General features: G+C 70.3%; 13 protein-coding genes. 7 read left to right on the forward strand and 6 right to left on the reverse strand.

Annotated features, from left to right (window positions below):
* Window positions 1–124 precede the first annotated feature (124 nt).
* The 3 genes from ABT118_RS18510 to ABT118_RS18520 all read left to right on the forward strand — a co-directional run bounded on the left by ABT118_RS18510 (window position 125) and on the right by ABT118_RS18520 (window position 3,427).
* Window positions 125–1,219 carry a sugar ABC transporter substrate-binding protein gene (locus tag ABT118_RS18510; RefSeq protein ID WP_350669818.1) on the forward strand — a complete coding sequence of 365 codons (1,095 nt, stop codon included), beginning with the start codon at window positions 125–127 and terminating at the stop codon, window positions 1,217–1,219.
* Between the two features lie 166 nt (window positions 1,220–1,385).
* The gene (locus ABT118_RS18515; RefSeq protein WP_350669819.1) at window positions 1,386–2,174 is read left to right on the forward strand and encodes an ATP-binding cassette domain-containing protein; all 789 of its coding nucleotides are present in this window, start codon (window positions 1,386–1,388) and stop codon (window positions 2,172–2,174) included.
* On the forward strand, window positions 2,171–3,427 hold the full coding sequence (locus ABT118_RS18520; RefSeq protein WP_350669820.1) for a sugar ABC transporter permease: 1,257 nt from the start codon (window positions 2,171–2,173) through the stop codon (window positions 3,425–3,427). Before ABT118_RS18515 ends, ABT118_RS18520 begins: the two co-directional genes overlap by 4 nt.
* 76 nt (window positions 3,428–3,503) lie before the next feature.
* On the opposite strand, the gene ABT118_RS18525 is transcribed toward ABT118_RS18520, so the two are convergent.
* The gene (locus ABT118_RS18525; RefSeq protein ID WP_350669821.1) at window positions 3,504–4,148 is read right to left on the reverse strand and encodes a twin-arginine translocation signal domain-containing protein; all 645 of its coding nucleotides are present in this window, start codon (window positions 4,146–4,148) and stop codon (window positions 3,504–3,506) included.
* Window positions 4,149–4,194: 46 nt separating this feature from the next.
* Entirely contained in the window at window positions 4,195–6,408 is a 2,214-nt protein-coding gene (locus tag ABT118_RS18530; RefSeq protein ID WP_350669822.1) for a glycoside hydrolase domain-containing protein, read from the reverse strand.
* 408 nt (window positions 6,409–6,816) lie between these two features.
* On the opposite strand from ABT118_RS18530, the gene dxs reads away from it, so the two are divergent.
* Window positions 6,817–8,706, forward strand: a complete 1,890-nt coding sequence (dxs, locus tag ABT118_RS18535; protein WP_350669823.1) for a 1-deoxy-D-xylulose-5-phosphate synthase — start codon at window positions 6,817–6,819, stop codon at window positions 8,704–8,706.
* Between the two features lie 177 nt (window positions 8,707–8,883).
* Window positions 8,884–10,401, forward strand: a complete 1,518-nt coding sequence (locus ABT118_RS18540) for a glycosyltransferase family 39 protein (RefSeq protein WP_350669824.1) — start codon at window positions 8,884–8,886, stop codon at window positions 10,399–10,401.
* An 18-nt stretch (window positions 10,402–10,419) separates the two neighbouring features.
* On the opposite strand, the gene ABT118_RS18545 is transcribed toward ABT118_RS18540, so the two are convergent.
* The 4 genes from ABT118_RS18545 to ABT118_RS18560 form a co-directional block, all read right to left on the reverse strand.
* On the reverse strand, window positions 10,420–10,803 hold the full coding sequence (locus ABT118_RS18545; RefSeq protein WP_350669825.1) for a hypothetical protein: 384 nt from the start codon (window positions 10,801–10,803) through the stop codon (window positions 10,420–10,422).
* A gap of 31 nt (window positions 10,804–10,834) precedes the next feature.
* Entirely contained in the window at window positions 10,835–11,785 is a 951-nt protein-coding gene (locus ABT118_RS18550) for a hypothetical protein (RefSeq protein ID WP_350669826.1), read from the reverse strand.
* Window positions 11,786–11,822: 37 nt separating this feature from the next.
* Window positions 11,823–13,664 (reverse strand): glutamine--fructose-6-phosphate transaminase (isomerizing), encoded by a 1,842-nt coding sequence (gene glmS / locus ABT118_RS18555; protein ID WP_350669827.1) that lies wholly within the window; start codon window positions 13,662–13,664, stop codon window positions 11,823–11,825.
* Window positions 13,665–13,740: 76 nt separating this feature from the next.
* Entirely contained in the window at window positions 13,741–15,534 is a 1,794-nt protein-coding gene (locus ABT118_RS18560) for a DUF2334 domain-containing protein (RefSeq protein ID WP_350669828.1), read from the reverse strand.
* A gap of 658 nt (window positions 15,535–16,192) precedes the next feature.
* Here ABT118_RS18560 and ABT118_RS18565 point away from each other — a divergent pair.
* Both ABT118_RS18565 and ABT118_RS18570 read left to right on the forward strand, forming a co-directional pair.
* Window positions 16,193–16,462, forward strand: coding sequence for a hypothetical protein (locus ABT118_RS18565; protein ID WP_350669829.1), 270 nt, complete (start codon window positions 16,193–16,195; stop codon window positions 16,460–16,462).
* Complete coding sequence (locus ABT118_RS18570) at window positions 16,456–17,697, forward strand: glycosyltransferase family 2 protein (RefSeq protein WP_350669830.1); 1,242 nt, start codon at window positions 16,456–16,458, stop codon at window positions 17,695–17,697. Before ABT118_RS18565 ends, ABT118_RS18570 begins: the two co-directional genes overlap by 7 nt.
* Window positions 17,698–17,772 lie beyond the last annotated feature (75 nt).

Here is a 17,772-nt window from a genome sequence, read left to right on the forward strand (position 1 = left end):
GATAACGAAAAGGTTCGGATCCGCGTTCGGCTGGTTTTACTTATTGACGACAAGCGAGCCTCACGGGTTGACTCCACCTCACCTCGCCGCAACGCTGCGGCTCCGTCAGGGAGGCACCCCCCACATGAACGCAATGATGCGTCGCGCAGTCATCGGTACCGCCGCTGTCACGATGGCCCTCTCCATGGCCGCCTGTGGCAAGGCCGGTGACGACAAGAAGGACAGCGCCGCGTCCGGTGACACCAAGTCGATCGGCCTGCTGCTCCCCGAGAACGCTTCGTCCACCCGGTACGAGTCCTTCGACAAGCCGTTCATCGAGGCCAAGGTCAAGGCGCTGTGCGGTGACTGCAACGTCAAGTACAGCAACGCCGAGGGCTCTGCCTCGAAGCAGAAGCAGCAGTTCGACACCCTGATCGCCCAGGGCGTGAAGGTCATCATCCTGGACGCCTTCGACGCGACCTCGACCCAGTCCTGGGTCAAGGAGGCCGCTGCCAAGGGTGTCAAGGTCGTCGCCTACGACCGTCTGGCCACCGGCCCGGTCTCCGCCTACGTCTCGTTCGACAACGAGAAGGTCGGCGAGCTCCAGGGCGAGGCGCTGGTCACCGCGCTGGGTGCCAAGGCCGCCGACGCCAACGTCGTGATGATCAACGGTGACGAGGCCGACCCGAACGCCGCCTACTTCAAGTCCGGCGCGAAGAAGGCCCTCGACGGCAAGGTCAAGAAGATCGTCTACGAGGCCTCCGGTGAGTGGAAGCCCACCGTGGCCGGCCAGAAGATCGGCACCGCGATCACCAGCCTGGGCAAGGACGGCTTCCAGGCCGTCTACTCCGCCAACGACGGCATGGCCGCCGCCATCATCACCCAGCTGAAGGCCGCCGGGATCAACGTCCCGGTCGGCGGCCAGGACGCGGGCGTGGACGCCATCCAGCGCATCGTCGCGGGCGACCAGGCCTACACCATCTACAAGGCGTACAAGCCGCTGGCCGACTCGGCCGCCGAGCTCGCGGTCAACCTGCTCCAGGGCAAGGACGTCAAGGGCACCGCCTCGTCCACCGTGGACAGCCCGACCGACAAGGGCATCCCGGCCAAGCTGCTGTCGCCGAAGGTCGTCACCAAGGCGAACATCCAGGACACCGTGATCGCCGACGGCCTCTACAAGGCCGCCGACATCTGCACCGCCGACTACGCCGCCGCCTGCGCCGCGGCCGGTCTGAAGTAAGTCCGGTACGGGCCGGCGCTCCTGACGGAGCGCCGGCCCACCGCGCGGTGTGGCTTCGTACCGCCGCGCCCCTCATCGTTCTCGCACTACCCCTCGCGCCCGGGATGTCGGCGCGCGGCAGGCCGTGCCGGCCCTCGTCAGGGATCGGCGGCACGGATCGAAGGAGATGGTTCACGTGACAGGCGCACCCGTACTGGCGTTGCGCGGAGTCTCCAAGCGCTTCGGTGCCGTTCAGGCGCTCACCGATGTCCACTTGGAGGTCCACGCCGGAGAGGTGGTCGCCCTGGTCGGCGACAACGGCGCCGGCAAGTCGACGCTGGTGAAGACCATCGCCGGCGTCCACCCGATCGACGAGGGTTCGATCGAGTGGGAGGGCCGCGAGGTCCGGATCAACCGTCCGCAGGACGCGCAGGGCCTCGGGGTGGCGACGGTCTACCAGGACCTCGCGCTCTGCGACAACCTCGACGTGGTCGGCAACCTCTTCCTCGGCCGCGAGCTGCGCCGCTTCGGCACGCTCGACGAGGTCGCGATGGAGAAGCGGGCCAAGGAGCTGCTCGACACCCTGTCGATCCGCATCCCCAGCGTCCGGATCCCGATCGCCGCCCTCTCCGGCGGCCAGCGCCAGGTGGTCGCGATCGCCCGTGCCCTGGTCGGCGACCCGAAGATCGTCATCCTGGACGAGCCGACCGCCGCGCTCGGCGTGGAGCAGACCGCCCAGGTCCTCGACCTGGTCGAGCGGCTCCGCGAGCGGGGCCTCGGCGTCATCCTGATCAGCCACAACATGGCGGACGTGCGGGCCGTGGCCGACACCGTCGCGGTGCTCCGCCTGGGCCGCAACAACGGGTCCTTCCCGGTGGCCGGCACCAGCCACGAAGAGATCATCTCCGCCATCACCGGAGCCACCGAGAACGCCGTGACCCGGCGTCAGGCACGCATCGCGGAGGAAGCGAAGTGAGCACCAACCAGACGGCCGAGACCCCGGCCCCCGCGATCGACCCCCGCCTGCTGGTCCGCGAGCGCGGCTTCGCCGGCTACCTCGGCGAGTTCAAGCAGAAGATGAAGAGCGGCGACCTGGGCTCCGTCCCGGTCGTGCTCGGCCTGATCCTGATCGCGGCCATCTTCCAGGGGCTGACCGGCGACTTCCTGAACGCCGACAACCTCACCAACATCACGCTCTGGATCGCGGGCCCCGGCCTGATCGCGGTCGGCATCGTGTTCGTCCTGCTGCTCGGCGAGATCGACCTCTCGCTCGGCTCGGTGGCCGGTGTGTCGGCCGCCATCGCCGGTGTGCTGTCGGCCCGTTCGGGCGTGAACGAGTGGCTGTCGATCCTGATCGCGCTCGCCGCCGGTGTCGCCATCGGCGCCCTGCACGGCTTCTTCTTCGCCAAGATCGGCGTCCCGGCCTTCGTGGTCACGCTGGCCGGCCTGCTCGCCTGGAGCGGTCTCCAGCAGTACGTGCTCGGCGACAAGGGCACCGCCAACGTGCTCAACGACGGCGTGATCGCCGACCTCGACCACTACTTCGTCGGCGACGGCGACATCGCGGTCACCTGGATCTTCGCCCTGGCCGGCGTCGGCCTCTTCCTGGCCGGCCAGCTGCTGGACGCCAAGCGCCGCACCGCCGCCGGGCTGTCGGCCCGCCCGGTCAGCGAGATCGCCCTGCGCACCGGCGTGATCGCGCTGATCGCGGTCGCCGCCGCGTACACCCTGAACCAGAGCCAGGGCCTGCCGCTGCCGCTGGTGATCTTCCTCGGCATCGTGGTCATCACCGACTTCGTGCTCCGCCGCACCTCCTACGGCCGGCAGATCTTCGCCGTCGGCGGTGGCATCGAGGCGGCCCGCCGGGCCGGTATCAACGTGGCCTGGGTGCGGATCTCGGTCTTCATGATCTCGGCCGGCATGGCCGCCCTCGGCGGGCTGTTCATCATGAGCCAGCAGGGTTCCGCCGACAAGGCGCTCGGCTCCGGCAACGTGCTGATGAACTCGATCGCCGCGGCCGTCATCGGCGGCACCAGCCTCTTCGGCGGCCGGGGCAAGACCTGGTCGGCGCTGCTCGGCATCCTGGTGATCCAGTCGATCATCACCGGCCTCGACCTGGTGCACGTCAACCAGTCGATCCAGTACATGATCACCGGCGCGGTGCTGCTCGCCGCGGTGGTGCTGGACTCGGTCTCCCGCCGGACCCAGAAGTCCTCCGGACGGGGTTGACCCCTTCCCGCTCCGACGGTGCCGGCCCTCATCGAGGGCCGGCACCGTCGTGTTCGGGGGAGGGTCCGGGGGAGGATCAGACCAGTACGCCCGCGCCCTGGCCGGGGGCGGCCTCCCGGGCCCGGAGCTGCTCCACCAGCCGGGCCAGGCGCGGGGAGTCGGGGGCCACGTCGAGGTGGAACAGCGACTCGTCCGGCACCCGGTCGTCGCCGCCCCAGCGGACCACGCCGTCGCACTCGGCCAGCACGGCCCGGATCGTCAGCAGTTCGAGCGGGTAGAAGCCGCCCCGCGCCCCGGCCGGGTAGGAGCCGGGCCGGATCCGGACCGCGGTGCCGGACGCCAGGTTGGACTCCGCCAGCTCGCGGCGGACCGAGCCCGGCGGTCGCCAGCCGACCACGTCGCCCGCGCGCAGGGCGTCGATCTCGTAGTGGAACCGGCGGACCACGTGCACCAGCACCGTCTCCACCTCGCCGATCCGCACCTGGACCTGCACCGGCGTGCCGGGCACGGGCCGGGTGTAGACGTGGCCCCGGCTGTCGGCCGAGTGCTCGGTCGGCCAGCCGTTCTTCGAGGGCGCACCGGCCCGGGCGGGCGCGGCCGGGCCCGGCTCCGGAGCGGCCGCGTACCCGGGAGCGGCGAGCAGCTGCGGACCGAGGCCGGCCCCGGCCGCGACCACGGTGGCGCCGCGGAGCACCCCGCGCCGGGAGATCTGGAGCGTCACGGGCTTTCCTCCTTGCTGGGTGGCTTGCTTCGGGTCTGACACCGGGTCACCTGCTCCGGGAGAGGGCGTTGTACTTCTCCAGCACGTAGTAGAGGCCCATCCGCTTCTTCGCCTCGCTGAACGCGGGCTCCTGCGGGCCCTGGTAGCGCCGGAGCACCTCGTAGACCTCCTCGTCCTGGTAGTCCGGACGCGGTGCCCGCAGGGCGGCCGAGGTGTCGTCACCGCCCGGCTTGCCGTCGATCACCCAGAGGTCGGTCACGAAGGCACTGGTGAGGGCGAAGGCCTCGGAGTCGTACGCCTCCTTCCAGATCCCGTACAGCTGGGTCTGGTCGGCCGGGTCGAGGATCGGCCGGCCGGTCGCGTAGCCCTTGCGCAGCGCGTGGTTCCACGCGCCGAGCAGGGTGCGGCCGAGCTGTCCGCCGAGGCCCACCGGGGTGTCCTGGAACCGGCCGGTGCCGGTGAAGGCGGCGATGGTGGCGCTCTGGGCGGCCAGGTCCTGCGGGCCGGTCTGCCGCAGCGCCCAGTAGACCGAGGTCTGCACCAGCGCCTTGCGGAGGGAGTACCGGACCGACAGCTCGGTGACCAGGTCGTCGTGGTCGGCCACCGCGCCCTGGAAGCACCGCAGGTGCGGGTAGGACCGGGTGCCGCCGTCGTTCGGGTAGCCGATCGACTCCATGTACCTGCCGACGTCCGTCTGCGCGGCGGCGGTCAGGGCCGGGTCGAGCCGGACGTCCGGCCGGACCGGGCGGGGCGGGTTAAAGGCACCCTGGCCGGTGTCGCGGCCCGAGGCGATGTTGTTGTCGATGTTGATCGCGCCGTCGCCGGAACCGACCGTGCGGGTCACGATCTGGTCGTACGCCCAGTCCGCCGGCAGCGGGTAGCCGTAGTTGCCGGAGAAGCCGGCCGACATGTCCGAGACGAACGAGGCGGTGGAGTACCCCGCCCCGGCCACCCGGCTGCACACGTTCCTGGGGCCGTACACGCCGATCAGGAAGCCGTTGCCGTCGGCGGCGACCGCCTCCTGGATGCCCTTGAAGTGCGGCAGCACGTTGGCGGTGACGTCGGAGTCCATCGCGTCGAAGTCGACCGCGAAGAAGATCCGGGTGCCCGGCCTGAACCCGTGGTCCAGCGCCGCGTTGACCGCGGCCTGCCCGGCCGTGCGCCCGGCGGTGTAGTTGAAGGCGGCGGCGTCCCGGCCGTAGGTCTGGTAGATCGGGAAGCAGCGCAGGCCGTTGTCGGCGATGGTCGCCAGCTCGCCGGGCTGGATCGCCTTCTCCGGCAGGCTGGTCACGCTCGGGTTGGTCAGGTAGCGGCCGACGTAGCCGATGCCCTCGGCCCGCAGGGCCGCTGCCCTGGCCGGTGTGATTCGGGTGACGCCGTCGCAGGCCGCCCCCTTGCGCGACTGGTCCCCGTACGAGACCAGCAGCGAGGCCCAGGTCGAGAAGTCGCCGCCGCCGGTGGCGGGCAGCCCGGCGAAGGACTGGAACGCCCGGACGGTGTCGGCCAGCGCGGTGCCGAAGGACGAGGTCAGCGCGGTCGGCAGGCCGCCGAGGACCATGGCCGCCGAGAACAGCGACACCCAGGTGCCCTGTGAGCCCGCCGACACCGGGTGCGACCTGAGGCCCGCCTGGGTGCCGGGCCCGAAGGCGCCGTTGGCGACCCCGTCCGCCATTCCCAGCTCGTACTGGACGGCGAACAGCATGGACTTGGCGACATCGCGCGAGTTGTGCCCGTCGCAGGGGACGGCGAAGAAGTCCTGCCGGTTCAGATAACGGCCGTTGAGCCACTGCTGAACGCCGCGGACCGCATTCGACCCCGCGTTCACGAGGACGTACGCGTCCATGTTCAGCAGGGCCTTGAACACCTTCGGCGTCAGGTCGCTGCCGGGCGAGAGGCCGATCACCCCGAGGTCGGTCTTGAGCCCGGTCACGCCCGCCTGGACCGCGGAGTTGTAGCTGCCGTCCAGGCCGCCGCCGTCGTACCCCTTGCAGTACAGGCCGGCCTGGATGATCCGGCAGAAGTTCGCCGAGGGCACGTTCCCGCTGTTCAGGCGCGGGTACCTGGTGGTCAGGGTGGACAGGGTGGTCGGGCCGAAGGTGTTCGACAGACTGGTGATGCCCAGCTCCAGCTGGAGCGCCCGGGTCAGCGCGTACATCGTCGACCAGCCGGTGATCCCGTCCTCCTCGACCGTCATGCCGATGCGGCTGCCGTAGGTCGAATTCACGAACGCCTGTGCCCGCCGCACCATTTCGTCGGCCATTCTTTTCCCCCTTGGTGAATTCAAGCCGTGTTCCCGGTGGGGATTCCCGACTGATTCTCCGTCAGATCCTTGCATCGTCGGTGCGCACACGTCAAGGATCGGATTTCGCACGCCGAATGGTGATTTCCGCTGGTTCCGCCCGTCGAAATGCGGGGTGCCGCCCGTGCCGACGGAGGTTGACCGCTTTCGTCCGTGTGAGGCGCGGCACTCGAACCGATCGGGTGCCGAGACTCGTCATGTCGGTCAACACCGGTCAACCACAGGCGCGCTGCGCGGCGTCCGGCAGGCGGACATTAGACTCGGGCAGTCGAAGCCGACCGATGGGGTACGTCGGCCGGGTTCGGCACCAGGGGCAGCGAGGCCCGGCAGGCCGTCCGCGGCCCGAGAACTTTGAACGAGGAGGAACGGGTGGCGCTGCTGACCCGCATTCGGGGACCGCGCGATCTCGACCGGCTCACCCCGGTGCAGCTGGCCGCGCTGGCGGAGGAGATCCGCACCTTCCTGGTCGAGGAGGTCTCCAAGACGGGCGGCCACCTCGGGCCGAACCTGGGTGTGGTCGAGCTGACCATCGCGCTGCACCGGATCTTCGACTCGCCGCGCGACCGGATCCTCTTCGACACCGGCCACCAGAGCTACGTGCACAAGCTGCTCACCGGCCGGCAGGACTTCTCGCAGCTGCGGATGAAGGGCGGCCTGTCCGGCTACCCGTCCCGGGCCGAGTCCGAGCACGACGTGATCGAGAACTCGCACGCCTCCACCGTGCTCGGCTACGCGGACGGCCTGGCCAAGGCCAACCAGCTGCAGGGCCACCACGACCGCCCGGTGGTCGCGGTGATCGGCGACGGCGCGCTGACCGGCGGCATGGCCTGGGAGGCGCTGAACAACATCGCCGACGCCAAGGACCGCCCGGTGGTGATCGTGGTCAACGACAACGAGCGCTCCTACTCGCCCACCATCGGCGGCCTGGCCAACCACCTCGCCACCCTGCGCACCACCCAGGGCTACGAGCGCTTCCTGTCCTGGGGCAAGGACGCGCTGCAGCGCACCCCCGTGGTCGGCCAGCAGCTGTTCGAGACCCTGCACGGCGCCAAGAAGGGCCTGAAGGACTTCATCGCCCCGCAGGGCATGTTCGAGGACCTCGGCCTCAAGTACATCGGCCCGATCGACGGCCACGACCTGACCGCGCTGGAGTCCGCCCTCACCAAGGCGCGCGGCTTCGGCGGCCCGGTGATCGTGCACTGCCTGACCGAGAAGGGCCGCGGCTACCACGCCGCCGAGAACAACGACGAGGACCGCTTCCACGCGGTCGGCGTGATCCACCCGGAGACCGGCCTGCCGATCAAGACCTCGGGCAAGGACTGGACCTCGGTCTTCGCCGAGGAGATGGTCGCCCTCGGCCGGGAGCGCAAGGACATCGTCGGCATCACCGCCGCGATGCTGCACCCGGTCGGCCTGGCCCCGTTCGCCAAGGCCTTCCCGGAGCGGACCTTCGACGTCGGCATCGCCGAGCAGCACGCCGTCACCAGCGCGGCCGGCCTGGCCACCAACGGCCTGCACCCGGTCTTCGCGGTCTACGCGACCTTCCTGAACCGGGCCTTCGACCAGGTCCTGATGGACGTGGCGCTGCACAAGCTGGGCGTCACCTTCGTGCTCGACCGCGCGGGCGTGACCGGCACCGACGGCGCCTCGCACAACGGCATGTGGGACATGTCGATCCTCCAGGTCGTCCCCGGCCTGCGGCTCGCCGCACCGCGTGACGCCGACCAGCTCCGGGCCCAGCTGCGCGAGGCGGTCGAGGTGGACGACGCCCCGACCGTGGTCCGCTACTCCAAGGGCACCGTCGGCCCCGCCGTCCCGGCGGTCGGCCGGATCGGCGGCATGGACGTGCTGCGCTCCGCCCCCGAGGGCGAGGCCGAGGTGCTGATCGTCTCGGTCGGCGCGATGGCGCCCATGTGCCTGGAGGTGGCCGACCTGCTCGCCGCCCGGGGCATCACCGCCACCGTGGTCGACCCGCGCTGGGTCAAGCCGGTCGACCCGGCCCTGCCCGGCCTGGCCGCCGAGCACCGGGTGGTCGTCACGGTCGAGGACAACGGCCGCGCGGGCGGGGTCGGCTCGGCCGTCTCCCAGGCGCTCCGCGACGCCGGGGTGGACGTGCCGCTGCGCGACTTCGGCATCCCGCAGGAGTTCCTGGACCACGCCACCCGGGACCAGATCCTGACCGAGATCGGCCTCACCGCCCCGGCCATCGCCGAGCAGGTCACCGCCCTGGTGACGCGGACGGCCACGGCCCGGGTCTGACGCTCCGACAACCGAGGGCGCGGCGCCCCGCATCCGTGCGGGCGCCGCGCCCTCGGGCGTCCCGCCGGAAAACGGGTCGCGAACGCTCTGCGTCACACGTCACACTTCTGTCCGATCGTCACATCGAATGGCCGGACCCGGGCGTTGGCCCACGGCCCCGCCCGGTAGGTTGTCAACGTGCCCATCGCCGTCCCACGACCACTCGCCGCCCTGACCGGTCGGCTGCCCGAGCGCGTCCGGACGGGTTACTGGACCAGAGTCGTGCCGGTGCTGGCGCTGCTCGCGGTGGCCACCCACCTGCCGTCCTTCCTCCGCCCGGTCTGGAGCCCCGACGAGGGCTACCTGGCCACCCAGGCGCGGATGCTGGCCGACGGCGGCGTGCTGTACGACACCGTGGTGGACCGCAAGCCCCCGCTGCTGCCCTGGCTGTACGAGGCCTGCTTCGCGCTGTTCGGCTCCACCTCGCTCTGGCCGCTGCGCACCCTGGCGATCGTGGCCCACCTGGCCACCGCGATCCTGCTCGCCTCGATCGCGCGCGGCCGCTGGGGCAACCGGGCCGGCGCCGTGGCGGGCGGGCTCTACCTGCTGGTCTCGATCGGGCTGTCCCCCGAGGACACCCAGGCGGCGACCTTCGAGGTCTTCATGCTGCCGGCCATGGTGGCCGCCTTCCGCTACGCCGAGCGCCGCCGCTGGCTGGCCGCCGGGATCGCGGTGGCGCTCTGCTCGCTGACCAAGCAGACCGGCGGCGCGGTGATGCTGCCGGTGCTCTGGATGCTGTTCCAGGACATCCGGCTGCGCGGGGTGCGCTGGCAGCCTGCCCTGTTCAAGATCTGTTTCGGCTTCGCGCTGCCGATAGCGCTGGTCGCGGTGATCCTCACCAAACCCAAGGGCTTCCTGTTCTGGGTGGTGACCGGAAGCGGCGACTACGCCTCGATGGGCGGGGCCTGGCTGCAGATGTCCGGCCGGGCGCTGGGCAACTCGGCGATCCTGCTGGCGGCCTGTCTGGGCTTCCTGGCCCCGCTGGGCCACCGGCTCTGGCTGAAGCTCAGGCACCGGGCGCTGCCCGCCCTCCGGGGCGAGGAGCACGGCTCCAGCTCCGACCTCTGGGTCTGGCTGCTCTCCTCGGTGGTGGCGGTCAGCACCGGGTTCCACTTCTTCGGCCACTACTACCTCCAGCTGATGCCCCCGCTGGTGCTGCTCGGCGTCGGCGCGGTGACCACCTCGGTGATCAGCTGGCGGCCGGTGCTGGTGTACAGCACGGTCGCGGCGACGGCGTTCTGGGGCCTGGCGGTCTTCTGGCCGGGCCAGCGGCTGGACCACTCCACCGAGGTCGCCACCACGATCGCCGAGCAGACCACGGCCAAGGACACCGTGCTGGTCTGGGGCATGCACCCGGAGCTGTACTGGCTGGCCGACCGACGCCCCGTCACCCGGTACCTGACGGCCGGGTTCCTGACCAACTTCAGCGGCGGCAAGGACGGCAAGGACGTCGGCGAGCAGTTCAGCATGGCCAACGCCTGGCAGACCTTCGACAAGGAGCTGGCCGACAAGGGCCTCCCCGAGATCGTGGTCGACGACTCGGGACTGGCCCCGTACCAGCCGGTGCACATCCCCCGGATCGAGAGCCTGCTGGAGACCCGCTACGAGGTGGTCGCGGTCAACGCGGACACCGTGATCTACCGCCTCAAGCGCTGAGGCCGGCCTGACGGGCGCTCAGGGCCGACGCGGACGCCTGCCGTCCGGCGCGGTGAGCTCGGCCGCGACCGTCAGCAGGACGGCGGCGATCTCCAGGGCGCTCTCCCGCCGCTGGTCGGGGTCCAGGCCGGCCCGGCCGGCGCCGGCCGCGAGGTGCAGCTCGGCGGCGGCGGCCAGGTCGCGTTCGGCGGTGGCGACGGCACGCCAGCGCCGGAGGAAGAGCTGCACCGGACCGAGGCTGTCCGTGCCCAGGGCCTGGGCGAACGCCTGGTCCCGCTCCCGCTCCAGTTCGAGCAGCCGGTAGGGGGCGAAGGTGGTGATGACGGCCCGCACGGCCGCGAACGAGGCGTCGTCCAGCGACGGGAGCGCGGGTGGGCTGGTGATGGTGGTCGGGGTACTCATCGTCTCGTCCTCGGGTGCGGGCGGCGGTCGGTCACTGCGGCGGCGGTTTCAGCGCGGCGGCCAGGGCCGTCCACAGGTCGTTGGCCGGTGGGTACGGCAGCATGTCCTCGGCGTAGTACCACCAGAAGTGACCGCCCAGGTAGCGGGGCGCGGTCACCGGCAGTGCGTAGTAGTGGGTGAGCTGCTCCAGCTTCGTGTCGAGCGGGGCGTGCTCGTCGGTGCCGTTCTCGCCGAAGCCCACCCGCGCGTGCGGGAAGAGGCCGGCCAGTTCGGTGAAGACGGCGTTCCATTCGTCGATCGGCGGCCGGTAGCCGTTGCAGTCGTCCTCGTAGTAGGAGACCAGGACGTAGTCCAGGCCGTTCTTGAGGTCCTGCGGCACGTTCTCCTTGGTCCAGGGCAGCATCCGGTGGGCCTGGTCCTCCGCGCAGCCCGGGTTGTAGTAGAGGGTGAGGGCGGTGCGTCCGCCCGCCGCGACCACCTGCCGGTAGGTGTCGGACACCTTCGCGGTGACGTCGGCGGTGCGGCCGAGCCACTCCCCGTTGACCTCGTTCCCGACCTCCCAGATGTCGATCTGCGGACCGAACCGCGCGAGCAGGTCGGCCGTCCGGTCGTGCAGGTCCGTCAGGGAGGTCCCGCCCACCGAGGTGGAGTCCATCGGCTGGGCCATCAGGTAGCTGATCGGGTGCAGCGCGTCCACGGCCGCCGTGTAGGCGGAGGGATCGGTGCCGGGGTCGAAGACGATCCGCTCGGTCGGCCGCTGCGGCAGCGCCTTCAGCGAGGCGACCAGCTCGGGCAGCCTGCTCACGTCGTCCAGGGTCACCCCGTTGAGCAGGTCGGGCAGCGGGCGGGCGGCGGCCGGGGGAGTCGCGGGCGGCGAGGGATCGGCCGGGCCGGGGTCCGAGGCCGAACAGGACGCCAGCACGCAGACCAGCAGCAGGGCCACGGCCCGGGCCGACCGGGTGCGAGGGGCACGAGCAGCCATCGGAGTGCCTTTCTGCCGCGAAGGGATCCAGCACCGGCTATTCGACGGTGACGGACTTGGCCAGGTTGCGGGGCTGGTCGACCTCGTGGCCCTTGGCGGTGGCCAGCTCGCAGGCGAAGACCTGGAGCGGCACCGTCGACACCAGCGGCTGGAGCAGCACGGGCGTGACGGGGATGCGGATCAGGTGGTCGGCGTACGGGACGACGGCCTCGTCGCCCTCCTCCGCGATCACGATCGTCCTGGCGCCACGGGCCCGGATCTCCTGAATGTTGGAGACGATCTTGTCGTGCAGGATCGACCGCCCACGCGGGGACGGCACCACCACGACGACCGGCAGACCCTCCTCGATCAGCGCGATCGGCCCGTGCTTGAGCTCGCCCGCCGCGAAGCCCTCGGCGTGCATGTACGCCAGCTCCTTGAGCTTCAGCGCACCCTCCAACGCCACCGGGTACCCCACGTGCCGCCCCAGGAACAGCACGGAGTGGGCGCGGGCGAGTGAGCGGGCCAGTTCGCGGACGGGCTCCATGGTGGTGAGCACCCGGCCGACCTGGCGCGGAGCGTCGCCCAACTGCTCGACGATGCCGAGGACTTCCCGGTTCTCCCCGATGCTGCGCACCTGGGCGAGGCGGAGGGCGACCAGGTAGCAGGCGACGAGTTGGGTGAGGAAGGCCTTGGTCGAGGCGACCGCGACCTCGGGCCCGGCATGGGTGTAGAGCACCGCATCGGACTCGCGCGGGATGGTGGAGCCGTTGGTGTTGCAGATCGCCAGCACCTTGGCACCCTGCTCACGCGCGTGCCGCAGCGCCATCAGCGTGTCCATCGTCTCGCCGGACTGCGAGATCGCCACCACCAGCGTCCGGTCGTCCAGGATCGGATCCCGGTACCGGAACTCCGACGCCACCTCCACCTCACACGGAATCCGCGTCCAGTGCTCGATCGCGTACTTGGCGATCATCCCCGCATGGAACGCCGTCCCACACGCCACGATCACCACCTTGTCCACCAACCGCAGCTCACGATCGGAGATCCGCAACTCGTCCAACGACAGCCGCCCCTCCCCGTCGATCCGCCCCAGCAGCGTGTCCGCCACCGCCTTCGGCTGCTCCGCGATCTCCTTCAACATGAAGTAGTCGTAACCACCCTTCTCGGCAGCCGACGCATCCCAGTCCACGTGGTACTCCCGCACCACCGCCGGCCGCCCCTCGAAATCGGTGACCGTCACCGACTCCGCCCGCAGCTCCACCACCTGGTCCTGCCCCAACTCCACCGCCTCCCGCGTATGCGCGATGAACGCCGAGACATCCGAAGCCAGGAAGTTCTCGCCCCGGCCGCGTCCGACCACCAGTGGGGAGTTGCGGCGGGCGCCGACCACCACGCCGGGTTGGTCGGCGTGGGCGGCCACCAGGGTGAACGCACCGTCCAACTGACGGCACACCACCCGCATGGCCTCCGCCAGATCACCCGCGAACGCCTCCGCCAACAGGTGCGCCACCACCTCCGTATCGGTCTCCGACCGCAGCGTGTGACCCCGCTCCGCGATCCCCGCCCGCAACAGCGCGAAGTTCTCGATGATGCCGTTGTGCACCACCGCGACCCGCCGCCCGTCGTCCAGGTGAGGGTGGGCGTTCGCATCGGTCGGACCACCGTGGGTGGCCCAACGGGTGTGGCCGATACCGAGGGGCGCGCTCGGCAACGGGTACTCGGCCAGGGTCTGCTTGAGGTTGGTCAGCTTGCCGGCCCGCTTCTCGGTGGACAGGCAGCCGCTCGCCAGGACGGTGACGCCGGCCGAGTCGTACCCCCGGTACTCCAGCCGTTCGAGTCCTTCGAGCACGACGTCGAGGGCCGCTTCGCACCCCACGTATCCCACGATTCCGCACATCGGGATCAGTACCTCTCGGGATGGGTTCCTGCTGCCGTCCCCAGGAGCGCGGGCCGGCAGCAGGAGTGATGCCACGTCAGGGAGCCATGACGGTGGCGGGTGAGACGAAGGTGTAGCCGAGTGCCTTGATGCCGGTGACGGTCTGCTTCAGCGGGTTCAGCCCGTAGGACGGGTGGTAGAAGAAGCTGGCGTAGCCGTCCCTGACCACCAGGTTCAGCTTGGCCGAGTTGACCATGTCCGCGGGCAGTCGCGGCGGGTTGTTGTTGGACACCTCGGGCTCGTAGTTGCCGAGGTTCTCCGGCAGGACGGTCTCGCCGTAGACGTCGCGCACGGGGTAGGGGAAGAACTGGCCGATCAGCATGCTGTAGTCGATCGGCCCGCCGCTGAGGACGCCGCTGAAGTACAGCGAGCGCTCGTAGCGGGCGGCGAAGGTCGGCTCGATGGCCCGGTAGTCCACGGCCGAGCCCGCGTAGTGCGGGAATTCGAAGATGGTCGGCACCGGGAGCCCGGCGGCCTTGAACTCGTTGGCCGCCGCGGTGATGCGGCCCTGCGCGTAGGCGGCGGAGTCACCGGGGACCGGTCCCTGATGGATCACCCAGTCGGTGTTCTGGCAGGGGGAGCGGAACTGGTAGGGCGGGGTCCGGGTGACCGAGCACTGGGCCCGGTAGAACTCGAAGTCGTCGCCGCTGACACCGTTGTACGGGTTGGCGATGTTGCTGAACTGGTGGGTGTAGCCGTGCATCACCATGGTGCCGCCGTTGGCGATGAGCGACTTGATCGCCGCGATCATCAGCGGCGTGCGGGAGAGCCGGAGCGTCTCCGGCCGGCCGTTGTTGTAGGTGCCCTTGGGGTCGGTGTAGACCGGGATGACGCCGAAGCTGAACGGGATGTTCTGGGACTTCAGGTACTGGCCGGTCTGGGTCAGTTGGACCGGGTCGTCGGCGGGGCTGATGTCCTCCAGCCTGACCATGGCACGGTGCCGGGCGGCGGTGTCGGGCGCGATCGCGTCGAAGAGCAGGTCGCTGAAGATCATCACCCGGTCGTTGGCGCTCACGTAGGAGAACGGGACGTCACCGATGTAGGTGAGGTTGTTCGAGCGGATCGCCCACGGGACGCTGGCCCCGGCGCTGTCGGTGGCGGAGGCGAGCACGGTCACCTTGGCCGGGTCCGTGATGGTGTCGGCCAGCACGCCGCCGCCGTTGAGCGGGTCGCGGCTGAGGGCCTGGCCCTTGTAGTTGACCGAGGTGATCGGGTTGTAGTTGAAGAAGGAGTTGGTCGGGTCCCACCCGTAGGTCGACGAGAACTGGGCCGGGCCGACGTTGTTGGCCAGGTTCCAGATGTTGTCGTAGAGCCAGACGACCGGGTGCGTCGTGGTGGTCACGTCGCTGTAGAAGGCGGCCGGGACACCGTCGGGGATGGGCTGGCCGTTGTTGTCGGGGGCACCGTAGTAGGTGGAGCCGAAGTAGATGGTGGCGGTGTAGTTGTTGACCTCGCCGGGCTGGTACGAGGAGACCGGCTTGGGCGTGACCGTCCCGAAGTGGCCGGCCAGGTTGGCGGTGGTCATCGCGTACAGCTCGCCCAGGAACCCGTACGGGCCGGTGGTGTCGTAGAGCACCAGGGTGCTCTTCCCGGTGGCGGGCGCGGGGTTGTTGGGCACCTGGCTCAGTGCCGCCGGCAGGGCCTTCAGCGCCTTGTCGGGCTTCAGTTTCTGATGGGGATTCAACTTCCGGGTCTTCTCGGCCGTCTTCTGCTTGCCGCCGAAGGCGGAGGACAGGTCAGCGGGGTTCTGCCCCTGCTGGACGGCCTCCCGGGACTGCTGGTGATCCGGAGGCGGCTTCGCGGAGACGGCGGACGGCGGAACGAATCCCACGCTGAGAACCAGAGCGAGCGCTGCCACGATTGTCGGTCGGCGCCAACTCCAGTTCTGTGAGTGCAAAGGCATGATTGCCCCTTGGATGAATGACGGATTCAGTCATGGACATGGATGTGGGCCACGGGGGCCCGGAAGCGGGAACGGCGCACAGGTGTGAAATTCCCCCACCTGTCTCCCGACCGTTCTTTCCCACCCCTGATCAATGCCCGGCGACCTGATTCCCGGCGTCTCGCACAGAGGGCCCGCGCGGCGCTCGGGAACGGCGTCTCGCAACGGGCCTGGAGCCGCTTCGGTGCAGCTGGTAGCGCTGCCCTCGGTCGCAGTACAGGCGATATAAGTGACGTTGTCACTGGTCCGACGGTGTGTCAATCCCCTCTGGCGAGGTATCACCGGATGTGCGCCGGTGTCACTCCCGGTAATCCTTTCCGGGGTGCCTGGCCGGTAATTCCGGGGGAATTCCGATCATTGAATCACTCTCGGTGCTGTGGTACGTTGGCGGTGATTGGTCCGATGGGGCGCGCGATGATCCGAGCCGGCCAGACGGTTGCCTTTTCCTGGCTCGGGGAGTGAGTGGCGAGACCGGCCCCCTCCAACCGCGAACCGCGAGAGCTGTGTCATGTCCGGCATCCGATCGCATTCTCTGGATTGAACTCCCATGTACGGGGTGAACTGCGGGGCCACCAGCGGGCTCTGCTACAGCGCGGCATCCGTGATGCCCACCGGTATGTCCGGGGCCGGCCTCGCCCGCCTCCTGCTCCAGGTCGCGGGTGCGGGCTTCGGGCTCTACACCGTGACCTGCCTCGTCCTGCTGGCGACCGGCCTGGTGCTCCGTCACCGCCGGTCCCGCCCGGTCCCGCCCGGTCCCGAACCGGACGAAGGCACCGCCTCCGGGGCGACCGCACTCCGCCGGGGTGCGTCATGGTGACCACCGTCCTGCTCTGGCTGAGCACGGCCGTCATCGCGACGACCATCGCCTACAACACCGGCATGTTCGCCCTGTCCCGGTTCGCCGCCGAGCCGGCCGGGGACGGGGAGCGCGAGCGCTTCTACGTCTTCATGCTCGCCTGCCTGAACGAGGACCGGGTGCTGGCCGAGAGCCTGCACCGGCTGATGGCGCTGCCGCAGCAGGACCTGCTGGCCCTGGTGGTTGACGACGCGTCGGACGACCGCACCGCCGAGATCGCCAGGTCCGCCGACCCGCACCGGGTGCTGCTGCACCAGCGGCGGCTCCCGGAGGCGCGGCGCGGCAAGGGGGCCGCCCTCAACGACGGCCTGCGCCACCTGGTCGACAGCGGCGTGCTGGGGGACCGGAACCCCGACGACGTGATCGTCTGCATCCTCGACGCGGACGGCCGGCTCGAACCGCAGGCGATCGACCGGGCCGACCGGTACTTCGCCGACCCGGGTACCGGCGCGGTCCAGATCGGCGTCCGGATGTACAACCGGCAGGACTGCCTGCTGGCCCGGATGCAGGACATGGAGTTCGTCGTCTACACCGACATCTTCCAGACCGGCCGCCGGCACCTCGGCAGCGTCGGACTGGGCGGCAACGGCCAGTTCATGCGGCTGAGCGCGCTGCAGTCGCTCGGCGCCGAGCCGTGGAGCCACCAGCTCACCGAGGACCTCGACCTGGGCATCCGGCTGATCGCGGCGGGCTGGGAGAACCAGTTCTGCTCCGGCGCAGCCGTCCACCAGCAGGCCGTGCTCAAGGTCCGTCCGCTGGTCCGCCAGCGCTCCCGCTGGTTCCAGGGCCACATCCAGGCCTCCCGCCTGGTGCCGCTGGTCCTGCGGGAGATCCCCGGGCGGGCCGCCGTCGACCTGGTCTACCACCTGTCCAGCCCGGCCCTGCTGCTGCTCACCTCCTTCCTGCCGCTCGCCTTCGTGGCCGGGGCGATCGGATTCGTCTCCGACTCCGTCGTGGCCGGCCACAGCACCTTCGCACCGATCTGGCTGGTCCCGCTCTACCTGCTGGCCTTCGCCCCCGCCTACGCGTACGCCTACGTGTACCGGCGGCGGGAGAGCGGTCTCGGCCTGCTCCGCTGCCTGCTCCTGGCGCACCTGTTCGTGGCCTACGGCTACCTCTGGTTCGCCGCCGGCTGGTGGGCCATCGGCCGCACGGTGAGCGGCCGCACCTCCTGGTTGAAGACCGCCCGCACCTGACGCCGTGTCAACGGCCGTGCCCCGGTCGGCCCGTGTCCCCTCGCATGCCCCGCCCCTGTTCCCTCCCGGGGCCTG

This window comes from Kitasatospora sp. NPDC002040 (genome assembly GCF_040296785.1).
Classification (GTDB): Bacteria; Actinomycetota; Actinomycetes; order Streptomycetales; family Streptomycetaceae; genus Kitasatospora.